21 protein-coding genes and 1 other RNA gene are annotated in these 24,314 nt (G+C 72.9%); 8 read left to right on the top strand and 14 right to left on the bottom strand.

What is annotated here, in order from left to right; genetic code table 11:
* Position 1: 1 nt before the first annotated feature.
* The 4 genes from PYS65_RS22105 to PYS65_RS22090 all read right to left on the bottom strand — a co-directional run bounded on the left by PYS65_RS22105 (position 2) and on the right by PYS65_RS22090 (position 1,708).
* Positions 2-259 (bottom strand): hypothetical protein, encoded by a 258-nt coding sequence (locus PYS65_RS22105; RefSeq protein WP_279338032.1) that lies wholly within the window; start codon positions 257-259, stop codon positions 2-4.
* A 154-nt stretch (positions 260-413) separates the two neighbouring features.
* The gene (locus tag PYS65_RS22100; RefSeq protein ID WP_279335669.1) at positions 414-1,016 is read right to left on the bottom strand and encodes a response regulator transcription factor; all 603 of its coding nucleotides are present in this window, start codon (positions 1,014-1,016) and stop codon (positions 414-416) included.
* A gap of 90 nt (positions 1,017-1,106) precedes the next feature.
* Positions 1,107-1,292: a hypothetical protein gene (locus PYS65_RS22095; RefSeq protein WP_279335668.1), complete on the bottom strand. Its 186-nt coding sequence runs from the start codon at positions 1,290-1,292 to the stop codon at positions 1,107-1,109.
* Entirely contained in the window at positions 1,289-1,708 is a 420-nt protein-coding gene (locus tag PYS65_RS22090; protein ID WP_279335667.1) for a hypothetical protein, read from the bottom strand. Before PYS65_RS22090 ends, PYS65_RS22095 begins: the two co-directional genes overlap by 4 nt.
* 206 nt (positions 1,709-1,914) lie before the next feature.
* Here PYS65_RS22090 and PYS65_RS22085 point away from each other — a divergent pair, with 206 nt between their 5' ends.
* Positions 1,915-2,991, top strand: coding sequence for a sensor histidine kinase (locus PYS65_RS22085; RefSeq protein WP_279335666.1), 1,077 nt, complete (start codon positions 1,915-1,917; stop codon positions 2,989-2,991).
* Between the two features lie 103 nt (positions 2,992-3,094).
* On the opposite strand, the gene ssrA is transcribed toward PYS65_RS22085, so the two are convergent.
* The 5 genes from ssrA to ftsE form a co-directional block, all read right to left on the bottom strand.
* Positions 3,095-3,496, bottom strand: a transfer-messenger RNA (tmRNA) gene (ssrA, locus tag PYS65_RS22080).
* Positions 3,497-3,646: 150 nt separating this feature from the next.
* Positions 3,647-4,126, bottom strand: a complete 480-nt coding sequence (gene smpB, locus PYS65_RS22075; protein ID WP_279335665.1) for an SsrA-binding protein SmpB — start codon at positions 4,124-4,126, stop codon at positions 3,647-3,649.
* 57 nt (positions 4,127-4,183) lie between these two features.
* On the bottom strand, positions 4,184-5,344 hold the full coding sequence (locus PYS65_RS22070; protein ID WP_279335664.1) for a S41 family peptidase: 1,161 nt from the start codon (positions 5,342-5,344) through the stop codon (positions 4,184-4,186).
* A 120-nt stretch (positions 5,345-5,464) separates the two neighbouring features.
* Positions 5,465-6,382: a permease-like cell division protein FtsX gene (gene ftsX, locus PYS65_RS22065; RefSeq protein WP_279335663.1), complete on the bottom strand. Its 918-nt coding sequence runs from the start codon at positions 6,380-6,382 to the stop codon at positions 5,465-5,467.
* A 29-nt stretch (positions 6,383-6,411) separates the two neighbouring features.
* A complete protein-coding gene (gene ftsE, locus PYS65_RS22060) occupies positions 6,412-7,101 on the bottom strand; it encodes a cell division ATP-binding protein FtsE (protein ID WP_279335662.1) in 690 nt (229 codons plus the stop codon).
* Positions 7,102-7,370: 269 nt separating this feature from the next.
* Between ftsE and PYS65_RS22055 the strand changes: the two genes are divergently transcribed.
* Positions 7,371-7,562: a hypothetical protein gene (locus PYS65_RS22055; protein WP_279335661.1), complete on the top strand. Its 192-nt coding sequence runs from the start codon at positions 7,371-7,373 to the stop codon at positions 7,560-7,562.
* A gap of 152 nt (positions 7,563-7,714) precedes the next feature.
* Here PYS65_RS22055 and PYS65_RS22050 read toward each other — a convergent pair whose 3' ends face one another.
* The 4 genes from PYS65_RS22050 to PYS65_RS22035 form a co-directional block, all read right to left on the bottom strand.
* On the bottom strand, positions 7,715-8,368 hold the full coding sequence (locus tag PYS65_RS22050; RefSeq protein ID WP_279335660.1) for a hypothetical protein: 654 nt from the start codon (positions 8,366-8,368) through the stop codon (positions 7,715-7,717).
* A gap of 307 nt (positions 8,369-8,675) precedes the next feature.
* Positions 8,676-9,782 (bottom strand): peptide chain release factor 2, encoded by a 1,107-nt coding sequence (prfB, locus tag PYS65_RS22045; protein ID WP_279335659.1) that lies wholly within the window; start codon positions 9,780-9,782, stop codon positions 8,676-8,678.
* 100 nt (positions 9,783-9,882) lie between these two features.
* Positions 9,883-11,154, bottom strand: coding sequence for a serine/threonine-protein kinase (locus PYS65_RS22040; protein WP_279335658.1), 1,272 nt, complete (start codon positions 11,152-11,154; stop codon positions 9,883-9,885).
* A gap of 153 nt (positions 11,155-11,307) precedes the next feature.
* Positions 11,308-12,990, bottom strand: coding sequence for a serine/threonine-protein kinase (locus PYS65_RS22035; protein WP_279335657.1), 1,683 nt, complete (start codon positions 12,988-12,990; stop codon positions 11,308-11,310).
* Positions 12,991-13,505: 515 nt separating this feature from the next.
* Here PYS65_RS22035 and PYS65_RS22030 point away from each other — a divergent pair.
* The 4 genes from PYS65_RS22030 (at position 13,506) to PYS65_RS22015 (ending at position 21,193) form a co-directional block, all read left to right on the top strand.
* Positions 13,506-17,141, top strand: coding sequence for an FHA domain-containing protein (locus PYS65_RS22030; RefSeq protein ID WP_279338031.1), 3,636 nt, complete (start codon positions 13,506-13,508; stop codon positions 17,139-17,141).
* A 350-nt stretch (positions 17,142-17,491) separates the two neighbouring features.
* A complete protein-coding gene (locus PYS65_RS22025; RefSeq protein ID WP_279335656.1) occupies positions 17,492-18,919 on the top strand; it encodes an ABC transporter substrate-binding protein in 1,428 nt (475 codons plus the stop codon).
* Positions 18,920-18,926: 7 nt separating this feature from the next.
* Positions 18,927-20,273, top strand: a complete 1,347-nt coding sequence (locus tag PYS65_RS22020; RefSeq protein WP_279335655.1) for a carbohydrate ABC transporter permease — start codon at positions 18,927-18,929, stop codon at positions 20,271-20,273.
* The gene (locus PYS65_RS22015) at positions 20,270-21,193 is read left to right on the top strand and encodes a carbohydrate ABC transporter permease (protein ID WP_423836109.1); all 924 of its coding nucleotides are present in this window, start codon (positions 20,270-20,272) and stop codon (positions 21,191-21,193) included. The genes PYS65_RS22020 and PYS65_RS22015 overlap by 4 nt, the downstream gene beginning before the upstream one ends.
* A 311-nt stretch (positions 21,194-21,504) precedes the next feature.
* On the opposite strand, the gene PYS65_RS22010 is transcribed toward PYS65_RS22015, so the two are convergent.
* On the bottom strand, positions 21,505-21,918 hold the full coding sequence (locus tag PYS65_RS22010) for an organic hydroperoxide resistance protein (RefSeq protein ID WP_279335654.1): 414 nt from the start codon (positions 21,916-21,918) through the stop codon (positions 21,505-21,507).
* A 137-nt stretch (positions 21,919-22,055) separates the two neighbouring features.
* On the opposite strand from PYS65_RS22010, the gene PYS65_RS22005 reads away from it, so the two are divergent.
* Together PYS65_RS22005 and PYS65_RS22000 are read left to right on the top strand one after the other, a co-directional pair.
* Positions 22,056-22,565, top strand: coding sequence for a MarR family winged helix-turn-helix transcriptional regulator (locus tag PYS65_RS22005; protein ID WP_279335653.1), 510 nt, complete (start codon positions 22,056-22,058; stop codon positions 22,563-22,565).
* 109 nt (positions 22,566-22,674) lie between these two features.
* On the top strand, positions 22,675-24,282 hold the full coding sequence (locus tag PYS65_RS22000) for a glycosyltransferase family 2 protein (protein ID WP_279335652.1): 1,608 nt from the start codon (positions 22,675-22,677) through the stop codon (positions 24,280-24,282).
* Positions 24,283-24,314: the final 32 nt, after the last annotated feature.

The raw sequence follows: 24,314 nt of genomic DNA, 5'->3' as shown, positions 1-24,314 counted from the left end.
GTCAGTGCCGCGGCTCTTCCTCCTCCGCCGCCGCACGCGCCGCCGCACGCGCCGCCGCCGACACCTCCCATCGGGCCGCATACCGTACGCACCAGATCGCCACCAGCGAGCCCAGCAGGGCGGGCAGGAACCACACGATCGTCCACGGCCCGCCGAACACCACGCCCACCACCGCCGAGCCGTACACCAGCACGGCCATGGCGTACACCGCGGCCGTCTCCACCCTCACCCGCCGCACCGCGGCCCACCACCCCACCATCGCCACCGAGCACTCCCCGTCTCCCGCACACACCCGCCGCGCCGCGCCTCGTGAGCGGCGGCAGGCGTGCGTCGGTCGACATGGATCCGATCACGCGACCCGTGCCCTGAGGAGTGAGATCTTCACGAGTGCACCCGGACAGGGGTGTTGCCGGTCACACCCAGCCGTGGCGTTCGGCGATGCGAAGGGCGTCGACGAGGGTGCGGGCGTGGAGCTTGCCCACGGCGGACGAGAGCCGATTGCGCACCGTGCCCACGCTCAGGAAGAGTTCGGCGGCGATCTCACGGGCGTGGGCGCCGGTCGCCGCCAGCCGCAGCACTTCGGCCTCCCTCTCGGTCAAGGGGGTGAGTTCGGCGGCCCGTCGGTCGCGCATACGGGGATCGACCAGTCGGCCGCCTGCGGCGATACGGCGGATCGCGTCCGCGGTCTCGGCGAGGGTGGCGCTTTTCAGCAGGTAGCCGGAGACCCCCGCGGCGAGCGCCCGGCCCAGATGGCCGGGGCGGTCCAGGGCGGTGAGCATCAGGATGCGGCAGCCCGGCACCTGCGCGGTGAGTGCGGCGGCGACGGCGATGCCGTCCATGACGGGCAGGTCGATGTCGAGGAGCACCACGTCGGGCCGCAGCCGCTCGGCCTCGGCCAGCGCGGCCGGACCGTCACCGGCCTGGCCGGTGATCCGGATCCCCAGCTCCCGCGAGAGCAGCGTCACCAGCCCGGACCGCACCACGGCGTGGTCCTCGACCACCAGCACTTCGATCACCGGCCGATTATCCCTCTGCAAGATCTTTTCTGGCGCGGTCCCGTGTGCCGGACGACAGGCCGGACGGCTGCCTGCGTCCGCGGCGGAAGGCTAGGTGTCCCGCGGCGACTCGGAGAACCGTTCGAACAGCCATGCCCCGGCAAAGATAACCGCCGAGGACATGAACGAGCCCATGGCTTGGAACCTGCCCCACACGGCCCAGCCCACGATCCCCATCAGGAAGGCAACACAGCCCATGACGGCGAACGTGACCGATTTTTTTCTCATTTCACTCATTCGCCCACCAACCGCTTCCTACGGGCATCCCACATCTCCTTGCCTGCACCCACGGATACAGCGACAGCCAGGGCGATCTCGAGCGCGCCGAAAATCGGCGCCCAGCCGTTCCGTCCGAGTCTGTCGATCCCGCTTGTCGCCATAAAGGGAACAAAAAAGAGGAAGAATGTCAGCCTGTACTTGTGCATGAACCTTCCATGTCTGCTTGCGAGGTCACCGGCAACCGGGCTTTCGTGTGCACTTTCTGCAGACCGAACTCCGGCCCGCTTCGTCGACCGCGACCCCTCAGGGCGCACCTCGGCCTCCACCACGTCGCCCGTCTCACCGAGTTCGACGTCGATGTCGGTCCCCTCGGACAGCGCCTCGACCCGCTGGCCGCTCAGCCGGGCCGCGACCTTCGCGGAGGGGATGTCCACGGCGCCGACCCCTCCACCCCCCTGTGGCGACCATGTGAGAATCATAAGGACCAAGATCATCACCGCTCCCCGGCCTCCCCGGGCCACCAGGTGGGGCCACCCGCGAGCGGGGCTGTCAGGGCAGGGGCGGGGAGACGATGCGGAGCGGGGCAGGGCGGAGCCGGGCGGCTCCGCCGGGGGCTCGGGTCGCCTTCGGCACACTGACCGTGCTGGTGGTCGGATCGCTCGCGCTGACGGCGCTGGACGTCGCCTCGTCGTCGATCGGCAGACGCACGGTGGCGACCGGGCTCACCGTGCTGGTGCTGATGCCCGCCGTCCTGCTCGGACAGTACGCCCCGCCGCCCTACCGGCTGCCGCACCGCTGGAGGTGGGCCCTGCTGCTGGTGCAGGCCGTGCTCACCTACCTGCCGCTGGTGCTCTTCCACTACCGGTGGCTGTCCCTGCTCGGTTTCCTGGCCGGCGCCGTGCTGCTCACGCTGCCGCCCACCACTTCTCTCCCGGTCGCCCTGCTGGTCGGCGCCAGCGGGCCGTTACTGATCCACACGGGCGTGGTCGTCACCGACCGGGGTTCGCTGAGCGTTCTGCTGAGCACGGCGATCACGGCGAGCACGGTCTTCGCGGTCGCCCACCTCGCCCGGCTCGCCGCCCGGCTGCACGGCAGCAGGGAGCAGACGGCCCTGCTCGCCGAGCAGCGCACCCGGGCCCGGATGCGGCAGGATCTGCACGACCTGGTGGGCACGTCGCTGGTGGTCATCGCGCTGCGGGGGGAGAGCGCCCTGCGGGCGGACGCTCCCGAAGGGTCCGCCCGGGCGGCGCTCACGGAAATGGTGGAGCTCGCCCGGCGGACGCATGAGGACGTGCGGCGTATCAGCGGCCCCGAGGCGGCCTTCTCGCTGGCCGACGAGTTCGCCCACGCCCAGCGGCTGCTCACCGCCGCCGGGATAGCGGTACGCACCTCCCTGCCCCCGCTCGTCGAGCCGGGCGGCGCGGTGGCGGACTGTCTGCGGTCGGTGCTGCACGAGGCGGTGGGCAATGTGCTGGAGCACAGCCGTGCCCGGATCTGCGAGATCGAACTGCGGACCGGGGCCGACGGCATCCGGCTGACCGTCCGCAACGACGGCGTCGCCGCCGACCCGGCGCCGCCCCTCCCCTCGGCGGGCGGACGGCGCCGCGGCACGGGCCTGGCCGGGCTCAGGGGCCGGGCCGTCGCACTGGGCGGCACCCTGCAGGCCGGGCCGAAGGACCAGGAGTTCTCGGTGGCGGCGCTTCTGCCGCTGGGCTGACGCGGCCGCACTGCGACGGCGAAGGGACCGGGCCATGGAAAGGTCGGCCGCGCACGACACAGGCCCCGCCGCTGCTGCGACGGGGCCTGTGCCCACATGGGAATTGTGGAGATGGCGGGAATCGAACCCGCGTCCAACGGTGCGGAATCAGGGCTTCTCCGTGTGCAGTCCGCTGTGCTTTTCTCAGCCCCGGAGATCACGCGGACAAGTCTCCGACGGGCTCAGTCACTGTTTGATTTCCCTCTTCACCCCGTGACCGGGATCAAGGTTTAGTCCCCTGAATGATGCCAGGATCCGGGTCGGGAACACCCCCGGGCTGACACTCCCTCTAGTAGGAGAGCTGCTGCTCGCTACCTGAGATCAGGCAGCGAGGGCGAGCTCGCCCTGGGAGATGGATCGCTTGGAATTGGCGATTATTTTTTCGGCCTGTGGTTTACGAGATCATGGCCGCTTCCTCGACACGCTTCCCCTGCTTCGACAGCCGCTGTCGAAACCGATCATCCCCATGTTTTTTTCTCAAGGTGCGCACCCGCTGTGGGGTGCTGTCGCCATCGTACGTGACCAACGCGGGTCGGTGCCAGCGTATTCCCGTGCGACGGGTCCGGACGGGTCCGGAGCCCTCCTCGCCCACGCCCGTCCGCCGTGGACGGGCGGGCTACGCCCGCTGCTTGCGGCGGACCGCCGAGATCGCCCGGTCGGTCTCGCGGCGGTCCTGCTTCTCGCGGAGCGTCTGACGCTTGTCGTACTCCTTCTTGCCCTTCGCCAGCGCGATCTCCACCTTCGCGCGGCCGTCCTTGAAGTACAGGGCGAGCGGCACGATGGTGTGTCCCGTCTCCTGGGACTTGGACTCCAGCTTGTCGATCTCCGCGCGGTGCAGCAGCAGCTTGCGCTTGCGCCGCGCGCTGTGGTTGGTCCAGGTGCCCTGGCTGTACTCGGGGACGTGCACGTTGTGCAGCCACGCCTCGTTGCCGTCGAGCTGGACGAAGCCGTCCACCAGCGAGGCCCTGCCCTGACGCAGCGACTTCACCTCGGTCCCGGTGAGGACCAGACCGGCCTCGTAGGTGTCGATGATGAGGTAGTCGTGCCGCGCCTTCTTGTTCTGCGCGATCAGCTTGCGCCCTTTTTCCTTAGCCATAGTGCGGCCCATTTTCGCACTACGGAGCAGGTTTGTGGAAAGCCGTTTCCCGCGCGGCTACCGGCCGAGCCCGGCGAGGACCGTTCCCGCCCGCCGGAGCGCCTGCGTCTCGGCCTCCAGGTCGGGGGTGATGCCGTGCCCGTCGACCCCCCGGCCGGACGGGGTGCGGTAGTGGCCGACGGTCAGTTCGGCGACCGAGCCGTCGGGCAGCCGGCCGGGCATCTGCACGGAGCCCTTGCCGAAGGTGCGGGCGCCCACCACGACCGCCCGGCCCCGGTCCTGGAGGGCGCCGGTGAGCAGTTCGGCCGCGCTCATCGTCCCGCCGTCGACGAGCACGACCAGGGGTCTGCCGGTGTCGCCGCCGGGCTCGGCGTGCAGGGCGCGCTGCTCGCCCTCGACGTCGTACGTGGCGACCAGGCCGCCGTCGAGGAAGGCGGAGGCCGCGGTGACGGCCTCGGTGACCAGGCCGCCGGAGTTGCCGCGCAGGTCGAGGACGAGGCCGGCGTCGGCCGGTGCCTCCTCGACGACGGTCCGTACCTGGTCGCCGGAGCCCTTGGTGAAGGCGCCGACCTTGATGACGGTGATCCGGCCGGGGAGTTCGTCGACGGTGACGGTGTCGCGGGAGAGCCGGGTCCGGCGCAGGGTCTCGCTCCAGGTGCGCGTGCCGCGCTCCAGGCCGAGGCGGACGGTGGTGCCGGCGGACTCGGCCGCGTCGCCACCCCGCAGTAAGGAGACGACCTCGGTGACGGGCCGCCCGTCGACCCGCTCGCCGTCGACGCTGCGCAGCCGGTCGCCCGCGCGGATACCGGCCTCGGCCGCGGGGGTGCCGCTGCCCACCCCGGTCACCTCGATCCGGCCGGACCGTTCCCGGGCCCACAGGCCGACACCGGTGTACCGGCCGTCGAGGGCGTCCTCGAACTCCTCGTACTCGCCCGGGGAGTAGACGGCGCCCCACCGGTCCCCACTGCGGCTGACGGCGCGCTCGGCGGCCTCCACGGGGGACGTGCCGGCCGCCATGGCCTCCTCGGCCGCCTCGGCGACCTCCGCGTGGCGTCCGGTGGGGGCGGCCGCCTGGGTGGGGCGCGCTGCGGGTTTCCGGTCGGTCGCGGGCAGGCTGCCGGTGGCCGCGCCGGCCACGAGCACGCTCGCGAACACCAACGTCAGGGCGGATCCGCGGCGGAAGCGGCGGGGCTGGCAGAACAGGGCACGACCTGACATGCCGGCGAGTCTAGGACAACGCGAAGGGGCGCACCGCGCGTTGGCCGCACGCCCCTCGTGGCAAAGGTCACTCGGTCTCTTGCGAAGAGGTCCGACGTTCACACCGAAGCAGGAAAGCCGTCAAACCTTCAGGTACTTGCGCAACGCGAAGAAAGCGGCCAGGGCGGGCATCAGCAGGCTCGTGGCGAGGATCAGCGGAAGCTTCGTCAGTACCGCGTCCCAGCCGATGAAGTTGATCAGATTCAGCTTCTCCGACAGCGCCAGTCCGTTGTCGATGATGAAGTACCGGCCGACCAGCAGGAATCCGCAGGCGAGGGTGCCGCCGATGAGTCCGGCGACCGCGGCCTCGGCGATGAACGGCGCCTGGATGTAGAAGCCCGAGGCGCCGACCAGGCGCATGATCCCGGTCTCCCGGCGCCGGCTGAACGCCGAGACGCGCACCGTGTTGACGATCAGCATCAGGGCGACGACCAGCATGAGCGCCATCACCGCGCGGGCGGCCCAGTTCATGCCGTTCAGCAGCCCGAAGAGGTTGTCCAGGATGCCCTTCTGGTCCTGCACGGACTGCACGCCGTCCCGGCCGTCGAAGGCGGTCGCGACGACCTGGTACTTCTCCGGGTCCTTCAGCTTGATGCGGTACGACTCCTGCATCTGGTCCGGGGTGAGGGAGCTGGCCAGCGGGGAGTCGCCGAACTGCTCCTTGTAGTGCTTGTACGCCGCGTCCTGGGACTCGTAGGTGACCGAGTCGACGACCGACATCTTCTCCAGGTCGCCCTTGATCTGCCCCTTCTGGTCCTCGGTCACCGCGCCCTTGGCGCAGTTGGGGTCGGACTCGGCGTCGCTCTTGTTGCACAGGAAGACGGAGACGTTGACCTTGTCGTACCAGTAGCCCTTCATGCTGGTGACCTGGTCGCTCATCAGGAGCGACCCGCCGAACAGGGCGAGCGACAGGGCGACGGAGACGACGACGGCGAAGGTCATCGTCAGATTGCGGCGGAGACCGACACCGATCTCCGACAGAACGAACTGGGCGCGCATGGCGTGGGTTTAAGCCTTTCCGTTCCTCGTCAGTGCTGGTAGCCGTAGACGCCGCGTGCCTGGTCGCGGACGAGGCGGCCCTTCTCCAGCTCGATGACGCGCTTGCGCATCTGGTCCACGATGTTCTGGTCGTGCGTCGCCATCACCACGGTGGTGCCCGTCCGGTTGATGCGGTCGAGCAGCTTCATGATGCCCACCGAGGTCTGCGGGTCGAGGTTGCCGGTGGGCTCGTCGCAGATGAGCAGCTTGGGCCGGTTGACGAAGGCCCGCGCGATGGCGACGCGCTGCTGCTCACCGCCGGAGAGCTCACCGGGCATCCGTTCCTCCTTGCCGCCGAGTCCGACGAGGTCGAGCACCTGCGGCACGGACTTGCGGATCTCGCCCCGGGACTTGCCGATGACCTCCTGCGCGAAGGCCACGTTCTCGGCGACCGTCTTGTTGGGCAGCAGGCGGAAGTCCTGGAACACCGTCCCCAGCTGGCGCCGGACCTGCGGCACCTTCCAGTTGGAGACGCGCGCGAGGTCCTTGCCCAGGACGTGCACCTGACCCTGGCTGGCCCGCTCCTCGCGGAGGATCAGTCGCAGGAAGGTGGACTTGCCGGAGCCCGAGGACCCCACGAGGAACACGAACTCGCCCTTCTCGACCTCCAGGGTGACATCCCGGAGGGCTGGACGGTTCTGCTTGGGGTAGGCCTTGGAGACGTTGTCGAATCGGATCACGGGTGCACCACGGGTCGCCGGGGGTAGATGTGCGTGACCTTACGCGAAGCGGAAGCCCGGCCGCAGTCACCGGAGTGGGTTGCGTGACACTTGCGCGCTTTATGCCGGATGTGCGGCGAGCCCGCCGGCCCGGGAGCGGGGGCGGGGCGGGGGCGGGCAGGATACGGGGGCCGCGCCGATTCCCGGGGAACCTGGCACAGTGGTGGGGGGAACATTCACACCCCCGCGGGCGTTGTACTGACTGAGACCGGTGCGAGAAGGGAGAGCGGATGACGTACGACCGGCTGGTGTGCGCCAACTGCGCCGCACCCGTGAGCGAGGGCCGGTGCCCGGTGTGCCGTGCGAGCCGCGAGCGGATGCAGCAGGTGAACTTCTTCGCGGGCCTGAACCCCATGACGCTGATCGCCCTGCTGGCGATCCTGGTCGCGGCGGTGGCACTGCTCGCCCACCAGACCGTCTGACCGTCACGGATCCGCCGTCCGGCATACCCGGCACGTCCGGCACGGAGAACCCCGAGCACGCCCGAGGGGCCCGGAGCGCAGTTGCGCTCCGGGCCCCTCGGTCTGTGTCTGCGTCCCTGCCCTGCGTACGGTGTGTACGCGCGGCGTCACCGTCAGGCGGTGGCGCCGCCGCGGCCGGTCATGAGGCGCGGCAGCACACGGAAGCCGATGCCGCCGGCGATCATCGTGGCGGCACCGAGCACCAGGAAGGTCATCTCGGCGGCGCCGGTCTCGGCGAGCTCCTGGCCGTTGCCCTGGGCCGACGTGGCGGGCTCTTCGCCCGTGTCGGTGAGGGCCGAGGAGCCCTGCTCCTGGGTGGAGACGTCGGAGCCACCGGCGGGGTTGGCGGCGTTGCCGCCACCGCCGTTGCCCTTGTCGTCGCCGTTCCCGTTGTCACCGTTGCCCGGGGCACCCGGGGTGCTCGGGGTGCTCGGGTCCGTCGTGGGGTCCTCGGTGGGGTCGGTGGACGGCTCCTCGGTCGGCTCCTCAGTCGGCTCCGTCGGCTCCTCAGTCGGCGCCGTCGGCTCCTCGGTCGGCTCCGTCGGGAGCTCGGTCGGCGGGGTCTCCGGCGGGGTGGGCTCCTCGTCGTCGGCGTCCTCGTCCCCGACGTTCACGTTGACGCCGACGTTGGCGCCCTGGCTCCCGACACCGGCGTTCACGCCTATGCCGAGGGCGGAGGCCGCGCCGGCGGCGGTCAGCGAGGCGCCGCCCGCGATCACGGCAGCGGCCGCGATCCGTGCGACACGGATACGCGTCTTCTTGGTCATCTGGTTGCTACCCCCAGTAGCTCATCGTCAGTGAGGCGGCGCTCGGGGCCGTGATCAACGGGGTAACTGCGATGAAACGCGCCCCGGTTCACATGCGCCCCAGAGATACGCATGCCGCGCCTCACCCTTCCCACTTTTCAAATGAACGTCAAGGCCGTTGCGTACGCGATGTCCAGGTACGCGCGTTTTGCCGAACATCGAAGCCGTGAGTGTGACGTAAAACCCCGACATCCCCGGTACGCGAAAGGCAACTGCCGCCCCGAGGGCGGCAGTTGCCTTGTCGACAAAGCGCTTGTCAGCGCGGAGGTCACTTCTCCCGCTGCTTGCGCCAGCGAATTCCGGCCTCCAGGAAGCCGTCGATCTCACCGTTGAACACGGCCTCGGGGTTGCCGACCTCCTGCTCCGTGCGCAGGTCCTTGACCATCTGGTAGGGGTGCAGCACGTACGAACGCATCTGGTTTCCCCAGGAGTTGCCACCGTCGCCCTTGAGGGCGTCCATCTTGGCCTGCTCCTCCTGGCGGCGCCGCTCCAGCAGCTTGGCCTGGAGGACGTTCATCGCGGTGGCGCGGTTCTGGATCTGGGAGCGCTCGTTCTGGCAGGAGACCACGATGCCGGTCGGGATGTGCGTGATGCGCACCGCGGAGTCGGTGGTGTTGACTCCCTGGCCGCCGGGGCCCGAGGAACGGTAGACGTCGACGCGCAGCTCGCTCTCGTCGATGTCGACGTGGTCGGCCTTCTCGACGACGGGGAGCACCTCGACGCCCGCGAACGAGGTCTGGCGACGGCCCTGGTTGTCGAAGGGCGAGATGCGCACCAGGCGGTGCGTGCCCTGCTCGACCGAGAGGGTGCCGTAGGCGTAGGGCGCCTGCACGGCGAAGGTGGTCGACTTGATGCCGGCCTCCTCCGCGTACGAGGTCTCGTAGACCTCGGTCTTGTAGCCGTGCTGCTCGGCCCAGCGCAGGTACATCCGCTGGAGCTTCTCCGCGAAGTCGGCGGCGTCGACGCCACCGGCCTCCGCCCGGATGTTGACGAGCGCCTCACGGGCGTCGTACTCGCCGGACAGGAGGGTGCGGACCTCCATCTCGTCGAGCGCCTTGCGGACGCCCGTGAGCTCGGCCTCGGCCTCGGCGCGGGTGTCCGGGTCGTCCTCCTCCTCGGCCATCTCGAAGAGAATGGCGAGATCGTCGATCCGCCCGCGCAGCGTCTCCGCCTTCCTGACCTCGGCCTGGAGGTGGGAGAGCTTACTGGTGATCTTCTGCGCCGCCTCCGGGTCGTCCCACAGGGAGGGCGCGGCCGCCTGCTCCTCGAGCACGGCGACGTCTGCCCTCATCTTGTCGAGGTCCAGAACGGCCTCGATCGACTCCATGGTCGAGGAGAGGGACTTGAGCTCTTCGGATACATCGACGACTGCCACACCCCCAGCGTAACGGCTCGCTCGAGCCGCCCCTACCGAACACCGGGCCGGAATCCCCACCGGTGACGTCGGCGCTGGTCACGTGTGGGGCGGGTGCGGCTCAGGGGACGGCCGGGGCCGAGTTGCCGGTGCCGTTGCCGCCGCCCGGGGAGGTTGTTCCCGGCTCGTCGTCCGAGGTGGCCAGCCAGGCGCCGGCGCCCACCGCGGCCAGCAGGGTCACCGTCAGCGCGGCCAGGGTCAGCCGGCGCCGGCGGGCCAGCACGCGGTTGCGGGCCGAACCGGGACGGCGGGCGCCGCTCGCGCGGGGCGCGCGGGCCGTGCCGCGGGCGCCGCCGGCCAGCTCGTCGGGGGTCGGCACCCGCATCGAGGTGTGGGTGTCCCGGTTGGAGTCGGCCGGCCTCGCACCCGGCACCAGCGGGACCGCGCCGCGCCGCCGCACGGGCACCCCGGTGCCCGGTGCCGGGCCGGAGACCGGGATGTTCCCTCGCTCCGGCCTCTCCGGCTCCACCGGATCGTTGTCCGGCTCGTCCACGTCCAGCGGCGGCATCCCCGCCAGCATCGGCAGCAGCTCCCGCAGCCGGGTCCCCAGTTCCGAGGCCCGCAGCCGCGAGGCCGGCGCCTTGGCCAGGCACTGCACGAGCAGCTGCCACAGTTCGTCGGGGATGCCGGGGAGCGGGACCACCGACTCGGTGACGTGGCGGCGCAGCACCGCCCCGGGGTGTCCGCCGCCGAACGGCGTGAAGCCCGCGAGCAGCTCGTACAGGACCGTGGCGAGCGCGTAGATGTCGACCGACGCGCGCGGCGGCAGGCCTTCCACGATCTCCGGCGCCAGGTAGTCCGGTGTTCCGATGATCTTCGTGGCCCGGGTGCGGCGCGGGGTGTCGATGAGTTTGGCCACGCCGAAGTCGGTCAGCAGGGCGCGGTGCGAGCCGCCGGGACCGAGCGGGCCCTGCATGTCCAGCAGGATGTTCTCCGGTTTGACGTCCCGGTGCACGACCCCCGCCGCGTGCGCCGCCGCCAGGCCGTCCGCGATGTCGGCGACGATCGCCACCGCGGCCTCCGGGGCGAGCCTGCGCTCCCGGTCGAGCCGGGTGCGCAGATCCGTGCCGCGGACCAGGTCCATGACCAGGGCGAGGTCGTTGCCGTCGACCACCAGGTCGCGCACCGAGACGATGTGCGGGTGCTCCAGGCCGAGCAGTGCCGTCCGCTCCCCCACGAAACGTCCCACGAGTTCCTGGTCGGAGGAGAGGTCCTCGCGCAGCAGCTTGATGGCGACGGGTCCTCGCGGCCCCTCGCCGAGCCACACCGTGCCGGCGCTGCCCCGGCCCAGGATCTGGTGGGCGGTGTACCGGCTGCCGATCTTCCGTGCCAAGACTGCTCCTACCGACGCGTGTTGTCGCCAAAGCTACGCGCCTCGAAAGCCGACGTTCACCGGGGACGCCGAATTCACCCGCCGGGTGTCGACAAATCGGCAGACAGGCCGGAACCGCCCCCGGAGGGGCGGTCGGCTCTCGTGCCCGGGGCGCTACGGCGCCCCGGGTCCGCCCAGGTCCTGGACCCATTCCGTCGCCGTGCCGAACCAGTCGGTGAGCTGGTCCCAGTAGCCCTTGCCACTGCCGATCCAGTCCTGCAGCGGGCTCAGCTCCCAGATCAGCCAGCTCGCGACGAACAGGATGAGGATCGTGAACAGGCAGCCCTTCAGGCAGCCGAGGCCGGGGATGCGCATCGGGTTGGCGCTGCGCTGCCGCTGCCGCGGCTCGCGCGCGGGACGCCGCGGCTCCGGCGGCGGGGTGTAGCGCTGCGGCTCCGGCTGCCGCGGCCGCTGCGGCGGTGGCGGGGCGTACTGCTGCGGCTGCTGGTACGGCTGCGGCTGCTGTCCGTGGCCGGGGGCGGACCGGCGCCGCTGCGGCTGCTGCGACGGCTGCGGCTGCTGCGCGGGCTGCGGTGGCCGGGCGACCTGCCGCTGGGGGCGGCGGCGCAGTGGGTCCTCGCCCGGGTCGAGGTACTGGACCTGTGTCTGCTCGTTGCGGTCGCGGGCCGCGCGTAGCTGGTTCTGCCAGGGGTGCGGGTCGTCGGGGCCACCCTGTCCCTGACCGCCCTGGCCGGGCGGGCCCGGTGGCACCGGGGGCATGACGGCGGTCGGGTCGGCGGCACCGGAGGGCCCGCCGGTGTGGGCACCGGCGTGCGGCAGGACGCTGGTCGCGCCGTTGGGGTCGTACGCGCCCCCGGTGTGCGGCAGTACCTGCGTCGGGTCGGCGGCACCGGGCGCGGCCGGTGTGCCGGGCACGGGGGCGGGCGCCGGGTCGGGCGCGAGGAGCACACCGACGTTCTCCGCGGCGGCGATCTGCGCGGAGTTCGCGTGCACACCGGTTCCGTCGGCGACGACCCGCAGGCCGTGCGCGAGGTTCTCGGCGCTGGGCCGGCGCTCGGGATCCTTGCTGAGGCAGCGCTCGATGACCGTCCACAGCGGGTCCGGGACCGTGGAGGGGCGGCGCGGTTCGGCGCTCAGGTGCTGGTGCAGCACCTCCAGGGCGGAGCCGCCGGAGAACGGCGGGCGGCCGGTGACCAGCTCGTACAGCAGGATGCCGGCACCGTAGATGTCGACGGCGGAGGTCTGCGGGCGGCCCTCGGCGGACTCGGGCGCGATGTACGCGGGCGTGCCGACGAACTCGTGGGTGCGGGTCAGGCCCGGGGAGTCGGCCAGCCGGGCGATGCCGAAGTCGGTCAGCATCGGGTGCAGCGCGCCGCCGTCCTGCCTGAGCAGGACGTTGGCGGGCTTCAGGTCGCGGTGCACCACGCCGTCGGCGTGGCTGACGGCGAGCGCGTCGGAGATCTGGGCGGTCAGCAGCGCGGCGGCGACGGGGGTGAACGGGCCGTTCTCCCGCAGGTAGCGGTGCAGGTCGGGGCCCTGGACGAGGTCCATGACCAGAGCCAGCAGGTCGCCCTCGACGACCAGGTCGCGGACCCGGACGATGTTGGGGTGGGTCAGCCTGAGCAGGACGGAGCGCTCCCGCAGGAACCGCGTCACGATGTCCGCGTCGCTCGCGAGCTCCTCCTTGAGGACCTTGATCGCGACGGTCTCACCCGGCTGGCCGGGCACCGCCGCCTCGGCCCCCGCGGTCTGCCTCTGGCGGCCCCGCCAGACGGTGCCCGTGGCACCGCGTCCGATCTGCTCCTCGAGCAGGTACTTGCTCCCTACCGGCCGCACGTCATGCGCTCCCTGCTGCTTGCCTGGCTGGCGTACACCGTGGTTCGTCGTACCGCGGAACGAAAATGCTCCGCTCCACTGTAGTGCCGCCCCACGCATCACCGGCCTGTCGACTTCGACGGCTTCCCGTCCTCTTGCCGTCCTCTTCGCGTCCTCTTCGCGTCCTCTTCGCGCCGGGGCCGTGTGGGGTTCTCTACGTACGGGGTCCCGTCCGCGTTCGACGGAAGACGCTCGACTCGGTCCGTTTGGTTGCCGGACAGTGGACGCGACCGATCTCAAGCAGTGCTGAAACGATCATCCACGGCGCATTGGTCAGGCACTTTTGAGGGCAGAGCCGACCAATCAAGATCATTTGACGCCGGGGGGCGGGCATGTCGCCGGTGTCAGGTGCGAGGATGCCTGCAGTACTGGCCGTACGTGCGCGTGTGGTGGTGGGGGAAGTCCGCGGTGGGGGACCGCGGGGCCGCTTCGTCCCCTGTGCCGCGGCGCCCGCGCAGAAGGGACCGCTCCCGGCGATGCAGATCCGGCTGACCGTCGTAGACCCGCTGGGCCCGCCCTCCCCCGCACGGGGCCACGTGGTCGTCACCGCCCCCGCCGGTACGGCCCTGGCGGCGGTGGCCGCCGCGCTGGTCTCCGCGGTGTCCGGCGGCGACGGGGGATCCGGCTCCTCCTCGGGCTCGGGCGCCCCGGTGCTGTACGCCGGTGACCAGTGGCTGGACGTCCAGCGCTGCACCCTCGGCGAACCTCCGCTGATCGACGGCGCGGTGCTGGCCGTGGGCGCCCCCGGCGCACCCGAACCGCATCCCGAGCTGGACGACACCCCGACCAGGCTCCATGTCGTCGCGGGTCCCGACGCGGGCGGCGTCCATCTGCTGCACGGCGGCGAGATCCGCATCGGCCGCTCGGCCGACGCCGATGTGCCGCTCGACGACCCGGACGTGTCCCGGCTGCACTGCGCGGTGACGGTCGGCCCGGACGGCAGGGTCTCGGTCGCCGACCTCGGTTCCACCAACGGCACGACCCTGGACGGCCGGCGGGTGGGCCCGCGCCCGGTCGCGCTGGCACCGGGCGCGCTGCTGCGGATCGGCGAGTCGGCCCTGCGCCTCACCCCGGCCGCCGGGCCGGGAGCCCGCGCGCGGACGACCCCGGACGGGGAGGGGCACGTCCGCGTACCGGGTCCCCCCGCGGGCGACGACCGCGGTGGCGACGGCGGGGAACCGGCCGGGGCGGGGGCGTCGGCCGGGACGACCTCGGGGACGGGGACGCTGGGGTCGGGGTACGCGCGGGTACCGGCCGCGCAACCTGCGCAGCCGGGCCGTCCGACCCACCACGGCTACGGTTCCGCCCCCTGGGCCACCGTCTCGGGCGGATACGGGGCGGGCGCGCCGCTGGTCCCCGGCCAGGGCGGCGCACCGGGGATCGAGAACCCCGGGACGGGCCCCTCCGGCCCCGGCGGGCGCACGGTGCACGTCGTTCCCCGGGGCGAGGTGCCGCGGGCCCCCAAGGGGCGCCGGGTGTCGCAGCCGAGGCCTGCCGACGGCACCCCGGACACCGGGCGTCCGGGCGACCCGGGCGACCCGTACGGCGGGACGGCCCCAGAACCCCCGGCGCCCCCGGCACCCCCCACCGGGGCCACCCGCTCGGGCACCGGCGGCCCCGGAAGCCCTGCCCCCACCAGCCGTAAGGGCACCCCGCTGCGCGGCACCGACCTGGACGACACCGGGCTCGCGCAGCAGCCTTCCGGCGCCCGCAGGCGCGGCGGGCTCTCCGCGTGGGCGCGGCGGCTGACCGGGGGACGCCAGGAGCCGGAGACCGCCGGGTCGGACGGGCGGACCGGCGGGGAGACGGCCGGTGCCGTCCCGCCCGGACGGGCCGTGGCCGCGCCGGGCCCGCCCGAGACCTGGCCCGACCCCGCCGCCCTGCTGCTGACCGCGCTGGGCCCCGGCCCCCGGCTGTGGGAGCGCGGGCCCGGCCATCCGGAGACCCTCGCGATACGCCTCGGCACGGCCGACCGGGCGGCGCCGGGCGGCGCGGGTCTGCTGCCCGCCGTACCGATGACCTCGGGACTGCGCGAGGTGGGCTCGCTGGGCCTGGCCGGCCCGCGCGAGCGGCTCACCGGGCTGGCCCGCGTGGTGCTGGCCCAGCTCGCCGCGCTGCACTCCCCCGACGCGCTGGAGATCGTCCTGATCGCCGCGGACCGCTCCCGCCCCCTGGAGGAGCGGACCGCCGCATGGGCCTGGCTGGGCTGGCTGCCGCACGTACGCCCAGGACACGGCCAGGACTGCCGGCTGCTCCTCGCCCACGACCGCGAACAGGCCGCGGCCCGCACCGAGGAACTGCTGCGCCGCCTGGCGGACCACGACCACGCGGCCCAGTCCTCGCCCACCCGGCCGGCCCCGCCCACCGGGCCGGCCCCCGCCGCCCCGCTCATCCCGGAGCAGCCCCGCCCCGACGGAGCCGACCGGGGCGAGCGCCGGCCTCCCTCCCGGGCCGTGGGCGACGGCGCCGGCCCGGCGGACGGTTCCGCGGGGCCGTACACCGTGGTCGTCGTGGACGGCGACCCCGGGGACGCCGGGGTGCGCGACGCGCTGGTGCGGCTGGCCGTGGAGGGGCCGCGGGCCGGGATCCACCTGCTGTGTCTCGCGGAGACGTCCGCCGCCTCCGCCGCGTCCCCGGTCACGCGGACGTACGAGGCGGCCTGCGCGGTGACCCCGGCGTTCCGGGAGTGCGGTGCCGTCGCCCTGCTCAGCGGGGACGTGGCGACCACCCTGCGGCTGCTGCGGGTGGCCGGCACCGGTACGGGCACGGCACCGGGGCCGGTCGGTCACGGCACGGTCGCCACGGTCGACGCGGTCTCCCCGGCGTGGGCCGAACGCTTCGCGCGGGCGCTGGCACCGCTGCGCCCGGAGGGCGCCCCCGGCACGGTGCACCCGCGGGTGTCGGCGCCGCTGCCCCCGTCGGCGCGGCTGCTGGACGAACTGGGGCTGGCCCGCGCCACCCCGGCCTCGCTGATGGCCCGCTGGGCGGACGCGGCCGACGACAGGGAGAGCGTCGGCGGCCGGGTGTCCGCGGTGCTGGGCGCCGGTCCGCGCGGCCCGGTCTGCGCCGACCTCGCGGCCGAGGGGCCGCATCTGCTGGTGGAGGGGCCGCCCGGCAGCGGCCGTACCGAACTGCTCCGGGCCGTCGTCGCCTCCCTGGCCGCGGCCGAACGGCCGGACCGGCTGGGCGTCGTCCTGGTGGACGGCCGGTGCGCCGCCGCGTCGGGCGGCGGTCCGGGCGACGGACTGCGGATGTGTACGGACGTACCGCACGTCACCACGCATCTCAGCGCCAACGACCCGGTGCGGATGCGGGAGTTCGCCCAGTCGCTGAGCGCCGAGCTGAAACGGCGTGCCGAACTGCTCGGCCGGTCGGACTTCGTGGAGTGGCACACCGGGCGTGAGCTGTCGGACCGTATGGTCGCCCAGCGCACGACCGCGCCCCGCGGCCAGGCGGCCGCCGGCGGTGAGTACCCGGGGGACGACCTGGACGCCCCGCCCAGTTCGACGCTGCGGCTGCGGCCCGGGGCCGCGCGGCGCAGGGCCGAGACCCCGCCGCCGTTGCCCCGGCTGGTGGTGGTCGTGGACGACCTGGACGCGCTGGTCGCCCCCGCGCTCGGCTCGCCGGGGCGGCCCGCCGCCGGGTCGGTGCTGCGGGCGCTGGAGGCGGTCGCCCGGGAGGGCGAGCGCCTCGGCGTGCACCTGGTGGCCGCCACCGGCCCCTGCGCCCGTACGGCGGAGACCGAGCCGGTGCGGCGGGCGACCCTGCGCGTGACGCTCGACCCGCCCGCGCCGGGCGGCCGCGGGGACACCTCCCCGTTCGAGCAGGGCCGGGGCAGCGAAGGAGAACCGGCTCCGGGTCGCGGGCAGTTGGTCCACCCGGACGGCACGGTGACCGCGTTCCAGGGCGGCCGGGTGACCGGCCGCATCCCGCGTACGGCGACGCTGCGGCCCACGGTCGTGCCGCTGGAGTGGCACCGCATGGGCGATCCGCCGGCCCGCCGCCCGGTCCGGGAACTCGGCAACGGCCCGACCGACCTCGCGCTGCTCGCCAGCGCGCTGGAACGCGCGGCCCGCCAGGTCTCGGCCACCGAGGTGCCGTCCCTGCTCTGACCTGACTCTGACCCGGCTCCGACCTGACGGCGCGTCATCCGACCGCACGTCACCGGCTTTCGCGGCACTCGACCGCGCGGCACCCGACCGTGCGTCAGCCGTTCCCGGGCCGTCCGACCGCGCGGCGCCCGCTTTCGCGTCACCCGCCACGCGGCACGGACACGACCCGCCCCGGCATGCGCCGTCCCGGCGTGCCCCGATCCGGCGCCCCACGGCCCCGGAGAGTCACGACGCGGTCACGATCCCGGACTGGACGCAGGAGGCGGTCTTGCCGCCCCGTCCTCCCGGGCGTACACAGAGCCCACGGGACAGCGCTCGACGTTCGACGAGGTACGAAGAACGGGGCAGTGATGCGCAGGACGAGCAGAACCATCCGGATCCACAGGTCGCCCGGCACACCCACGAAAACGCCGACTCCCCGCACCCGCAGGGCGGCGAGAACCTCCGCCGCCGTCGTCGCGGGTGTCCTCGCGGTCTCGCTCACGGCGTGCGGAGGGAGCGACGACAACGGTACCGACGACGGCCCGGACGGCACCGCCGACGAGACCGCCGCCACCGTCACGCTTCCCCGGCTGGACGGTGAGAGTCTCGAGGTCGCCGCCGTGTGGACCGGCACCGAACAGGCCAACTTCAAGAAGGTCCTGGCGGAGTTCGAGAAGCGCACCGGCGCGAAGGTGACCTTCGTTCCCGCCCAGGACCCCATCGTCAACTTCCTCGGGTCGAAGATCGCGGGCGGCGCCCCGCCCGACGTGGCGCTGCTGCCGCAGCCGGGCGCCATCAAGCAGGCCGTGGAGAAGAACTGGGCCAAGCCGCTGGGCGCCGAGGCCACCAAGGAGCTCGCCGAGAACTACTCGCAGGGCTGGCAGGACATCGGCACGGTCGACGGCAAGCAGTACGGCGTCTACTACAAGGCCGCCAACAAGTCGCTGATCTGGTACAACGCCCAGGTCTTCGAGAACGCGGGCGCGAGCGAGCCGAAGACGTGGGACGAGCTGCTCACCGCGGCGCAGACGGTCTACGACTCCGGCGTCACCCCGTTCTCGGTCGGCGGCGCCGACGGCTGGACGCTGACCGACTGGTTCGAGAACGTCTACCTCTCCCAGGCGGGCCCGGAGAAGTACGACCGGCTCGCCGCGCACGAGATCAAGTGGACGGACCCCTCCGTGAAGGAGGCGCTGACCACACTGGCGGAGATCTGGGGCAAGCCGGACTACGTGGCGGGCGGCCCGGGCGGCGCGCTGCAGACCGAGTTCCCGGCCTCCGTGACGCAGACGTTCACCGGCGGTGACCAGCCCAAGGCCGGCATGGTCTACGAGGGCGACTTCGTGCAGGTCAACATCGGTGAGACCGAGGCGAAGGTCGGCACGGATGCGAAGGTGTTCCCGTTCCCCGCGGTCGGTGACAGCCCGCCCGTGGTGTCCGGCGGCGACGCGGCCGTGATCCTGAAGGACTCGAAGGCGTCACAGGCCCTGGCGACCTTCCTCGCCTCCCCGGACGCGGCCGGCATCCAGGCGAAGCTGGGCGGCTACCTCTCGCCGAACAGGAACGTGCCGAACTCGGCGTATCCGAACGCGGTGCAGCAGAAGATGGCCAAGGCGCTCGTCGACGCCGGGGACGACTTCCGCTTCGACATGTCCGACCAGGCTCCGCAGGCGTTCGGCGGCACCCCCGGCAAGGGCGAGTGGAAGGCGCTGCAGGACTTCCTGAAGAACCCGAAGGACATCGCGGGGACGCAGGCGAAGCTGGAGGCCGACGCGGCCGCGGCGTACGGGGACTGATCCGGCGATGGCGTCGGACACGGCGGCGGGGGTCCCCGAGGCCCCTGCCGCCCCCAAGTCGCGCAGGAGCGTCACCGGCACCCGCAGGACCGTCGCGGCGCTGTTCCTGCTGCCCGCGCTGCTGCTGCTCGGTGCGCTCGTGGTCTACCCGATCGGGTACTCCGTCATCCGCAGCTTCTACGACCAGTCCGGCGGCGGCTTCGCCGGACTCGACAACTACCGGGCCCTGTTCACCGACGACGGCATCCGCACCGCCCTGAAGAACAACGTCATCTGGGTGGTGTTCGCGCCGACGGTGGCGACCGCGCTCGGTCTGGTCTTCGCGGTGCTGACCGAACGGATCCGCTGGGGCACGGCGTTCAAGCTGGTCGTCTTCATGCCGATGGCGATCTCGATGCTCGCGGCGGGCATCATCTTCCGCCTGGTGTACGACCAGGACCCGGACAAGGGCGTCGCGAACGCGGTGTGGGTGGGGGTGCACGACACCTTCGCCGAGTCGTCGGCGTACCCGAAGGCGCACCCGGGCCGCGAGTCGCCGCTGGAGGCGGCCGGCGGAGGCGCCTTCGTCACCAAGGGGACGGTGCGCGTCGGGGACACCGTCGCGCTGCCGCTGGTCGGTGTCGCCCCGGACCTGATCCCGGACGACGCCGAGCGGGCGGCCGCGCCGAAGCCGCAGCCGGACCGGATCACCGGCACGACCTGGCAGGACTTCACCCGCGGCAAGGGCGTCGGCACGCTGAACGGCGTCGACGCCGACGAGCTGGGCTACCCCGGCATGAGGATCGAGGCGGTCCGGGACGGCACGGTGGTGGAGACGGCCACCGCGGCGGCCGACGGCACGTTCTCCCTGTCGGCCGCGGCGGACGGGGCACATCTCCGGCTTCCGGCGAGCAACTTCGAGGAGCCGTACAACGGCCTGGACTGGCTGGGCCCGTCGTTGGTCACGCCCGCCGTCATCGGCTCGTACATCTGGATGTGGGCGGGCTTCGCGATGGTGCTGATCGCGGCCGGACTCGCGGGCATGCCCCGGGAGTTGCTGGAGGCCGCGCGGGTCGACGGCGCCAACGAGTGGCAGGTGTTCAGACGGGTCACGGTGCCCCTGCTGGCGCCGGTGCTCGCGGTCGTCACCGTCACCCTGATGATCAACGTGCTGAAGGTGTTCGACCTGGTCTTCATCATCGCCCCCGGCTCCTCCCAGGACGACGCCGACGTCCTCGCGCTGGAGCTGTACCGCAAGGGCTTCTCCGAGGACCAGCCGGGCATCGCCAGCGCGATCGCGGTGTTCCTGCTGCTCCTGGTGATCCCGGTGATGTGGTTCAACGTGCGGCGGCTGAGGCGGGAGGTCAGGCGATGAGCTCACGTCCGCTCAGGACGCGGCGGCCGGCCGGGGGGCGCCCGCCGGTCAAGGCGCGTCCGCCGGGGTCCCGTTCGCTCGCCTCCCGGATGGCCGACCGGGTCGGCGGGGGGCTGGTCCAGGCGTTCCTGATCGTCGTCGGGATGTTCTGGCTGGTCCCGACGCTCGGGTTGCTGCTGGCCAGTCTGCGCACCCCCGAGGACATGGCCGCCGACGGCTGGTGGACGGTGTTCACCGAGCCCTCGCAGCTCACCTTCGGCGCCTACGAGACCCTGCTGGAGAACGGCGACATCACCGGCTCCCTGCTGAACACGGCGTACATCACCGTCCCGGCGACGGTCCTGGTGGTGGTGATCGGTTCGCTCGCCGGATACGCCTTCGCCTGGATGGAGTTCCCGGGCCGGGACTGGTGGTTCCTGGGTGTGGTGGGGCTGCTGGTGGTGCCGGTGCAGGTGGCGCTGATCCCGATCGCCGAACTCTTCGGCAGCCTCGGCATCTTCGGCTCGCTGGTCGGCGTGGTGCTGTTCCACGTCGGCTTCGGTCTGCCGTTCGCGGTGTTCCTGCTGCGGAACTTCTTCGCGGAGATCCCGAAAGAGCTGCTGGAGGCGGCCCGGCTGGACGGCGCGGGTGAACTGCGCCTGTTCGCCCGGGTGGTGATGCCGCTGGCCGGGCCGGCCATCGCCTCGCTGGGCATCTTCCAGTTCCTGTGGGTGTGGAACGACATGCTGGTCGCGCTGATCTTCACCGACTCCGGGAGCCAGCCGATCACGGTCGCCCTGCAGACACAGGTACGGCAGTTCGGCAACAACATCGACGTGCTGGCGCCGGGCGCGTTCATCTCGATGGTGATCCCGCTGGCCGTGTTCTTCGCCTTCCAGCGGCAGTTCGTCTCCGGCGTGATGGCGGGCGCCGTGAAGTGAGCTGCGCGGAGGCAGAGCCGGAGGACGGGCCCGGGGCTCCGCACACAGGGCCCCGGGTCCGCTCCTTCGGGTGACGGATGCCCCCGGACGCCGTACCCGGCGCAACCCGGGCGACCCGGCGGCCGTTCCCGGGCCGAACCCCCGCGCCGACCGCTGGATGCCCCTTGCCCGGGTTCCGTGTCACCGTCGCCACGCGCCCGGCGCGGCCCGCTCCGACCCGGCCGCCCACCTGGCGGCCCTCCGGACGGCCTTCGGGGCGGCCCGGCCGGGGTCCCGCCGACTGAGCCCGGGTCGGCTGCTCGGTCACTCGGTCACTCGATGACCAGGTCGACCGGGACGTTGCCGCGGGTGGCGTTGGAGTAGGGGCAGACCTGGTGGGCCTGCTCGACCAGCTTGCGGCCGGTCTCCTCGTCCACCGTGTCGGGCAGCTCGACGCGCAGCGTCACGGCGAGCGCGAAGCCCTCGCCCTCCTTGCCGATGCCGACCTCGGCGGTCACCGCGGCCTCGCTGACGTCGACCTTCGCCGCCCGGCCGACCAGGCCGAGGGCGCTGCCGAAGCAGGCCGCGTAACCGGCGGCGAACAGCTGCTCCGGGTTGGTGCCCTCGCCGCTGCCGCCCAGCTCCACGGGGGCGCTGAGACCGAGGTCCAGCTTGCCGTCGGAGGTGACGGCGCGGCCCTCGCGGCCGTGGGTGGCGGTGGCGACAGCGGTGTAGAGCGCGTCCATGGGAAACCTTCCCTCTCGAGTCGTGGCCGGGCGGCCGGCCCTCCGTCTCCGAGGACCCCGACCGCCGTACGACCACAAGTAGAGCACGCAATTCAGTTGCGCACAATCAAATGGCTCGAAAGAGCTACCCTGGAGCCATGACGCCGACCCCGAACCCCTCGCCGGCCACGGAACCGGCCGGTGCCCCACCGCCCGGTTCCGCCGACGACTGGCTCCGCCTCGACCAACAGATCTGCTTCTCCCTGCACGCCACCTCGCGCGCCTTCAACGGCGTGTACCGGGTGGTCCTCAAGGACCTCGGCCTCACCTACCCCCAGTACCTGGTGATGCTGGCCCTCTGGGAGCACGGCACGCTGCCCGTCAAGAAGCTCGGCGAACACCTGCGGCTCGACTCCGGCACCCTGTCCCCGCTGCTCAAGCGGCTGGAGGCGGCCGGCCTGGTGTGCAGGGAGCGCAGCACGCGCGACGAGCGCTCGGTGGAGGTGCGGCCCACCGAGGAGGGCACCGCGCTGCGCGAGCGGGCCCAGGACGTCCCGCGCCGGATCGTCGCCGCGACCGGCTTCGGGATCGACGAGATCCAGTCCCTGCGGGCCCGCCTCGACCGACTCACCGCCGCACTGGACACGGCGGCGGCGAACGGCGCCTGACGGCAGCCGCAGCGCCGCCGCGGCACAGTGCCGACGGGCACGGGGGTACGAACCACCTGTTAACGGGCAAAAGGTCAGTGACCAGTCACCCGAGCCCCAGGGGACGCCTATGCACCCCCACCGGACCGCCGCCACCGGCGTCACCGTCGTGGTGATAGGCCACGACGACGCCGCCCATGTGACCGACGCCGTGCACTCGGCGCTCGGGCAGGGGCCGGCCGTGCGCGAGGTCGTGGCCGTCGACGACTGTTCGACGGACGGCAGCGCGGGCCTGCTCGCCCGGCTGGCCGGGACCGAACCCCGCCTCCGGCTGATCCGGCACCGCGCCAACAGCGGCGGCTGCGGCTCCCCGCGCAACACCGGGCTCTCCGCGGCGACCTCGCCGTACGTGATGTTCCTGGACAGCGACGACGTCCTCCCGCCCGGTGCCGTGGACGCGCTCCTCGGCGCGGCGGGCGCGGCGGACGCGGACGTCACCGGCGGGCTGTGCGTGCGCCGCGAGCTGCCGTCGGGGCGCGAGGTGCCGTGGCAGCCCGGCCTGTACGCGGCGCCCCGGGTGCTCCCGCACCCCGCCCGGCGCCCCCGCCTGGTGCACGACACCCTCTGCGTCAACAAGCTCTACGCGACGGCGTTCCTGCGCGCACACGACATCCGCTTCCCCGAGGGGCACTTCCCCTACGAGGACTTCGTCTTCACCGCGCGCCTGTGGGCCGCCGCCCCGCGCATCGCCCTGGTCCCGGACCGGGTCTACGTCTGGCAGGTGCGCCGGTCCGCCCGGCGGCTGTCGATCTCGCTGGACCGCGCGGGCCTCGACAACTGGCGGGACCGCACCCACGCGTGCCGCACGGCGTACGAGATCCTGCTGGCCGCCGGGCAGAAGGAGCTGGCGCGGGCGGCGCGGGCCAAGTTCCTCGACCACGAGCTGCGCATGTACGTGCGGGAGCTGCGGCTGCACGACGCGGACCACCGGCGCGCGTGGTGGGCGCACACCCGCGCGTTCCTCGCCGAGTACGACGCGGCCGACTGGGCCCGCGACCCGGTCGCGCCCGGCCGGCTGATCGGCCGGGTCCTGCTGGCCTCCCCCGAGCCCCGCGACCTGCCCCGCCTCCAGGAACTGGCGGGCCGCCCGGCCCGGCTGTGCCCGCCCTACCCCCGCGCGGCGGACGGCACGCCCTGCTGGTCCGCCGACCTGCCCGGGGTCACCCTGGAGCCCCTGCCGGCCCGCCCCGTGACCCGGCTGCCGCTCGCCGTCGACGCGGAGCTGCGCCCCCGCACCCGTACCGCCCGCCTGCACCTTCACCTGCACGAGCTGTACGGCCTGCTGGAGCGGGCGCACCCCTCGGAGCTGGAGATCGAGTGGCGGCACCGGGACGGCGGCGGCAGGAGGGCGTGCACGGTGCCGCTGCGGGCGGCGGCCGGGGGCGGCTGGTCCGCGGAGACGACCGTACGGCCGGCCCGGCTGGCCGCGCTCGGCGCCGGCGCCTGGGACCTGCGCCTGCGGGTGCGCTTCGGCGACGGCTCGAGCCGCGAGGTCACCGCGCACGCGTGTGCGGGCCCCGGTCTGCTGCGCCGCCGCGCGGTGCCGAGCGCCCGGCACGGCGTGGTGCTGGTCCGGCCGTACGCCACCCACTCGGGCGCGCTGGCACTGCGGGTCGCGAGCGGCGCACACGGTGCCGCTTCGGTCGTACGCGGGAGACTGAGGCGCCTGCTTCACTAGGATCGGGGAGAGCCGGCGGGGACCGACCACCC

The sequence above is a fragment of the Streptomyces cathayae genome, from assembly GCF_029760955.1.
Classification (GTDB): domain Bacteria; phylum Actinomycetota; class Actinomycetes; order Streptomycetales; family Streptomycetaceae; genus Streptomyces; species Streptomyces cathayae.
This window is presented reverse-complemented; position numbering and strand designations above follow the sequence as displayed.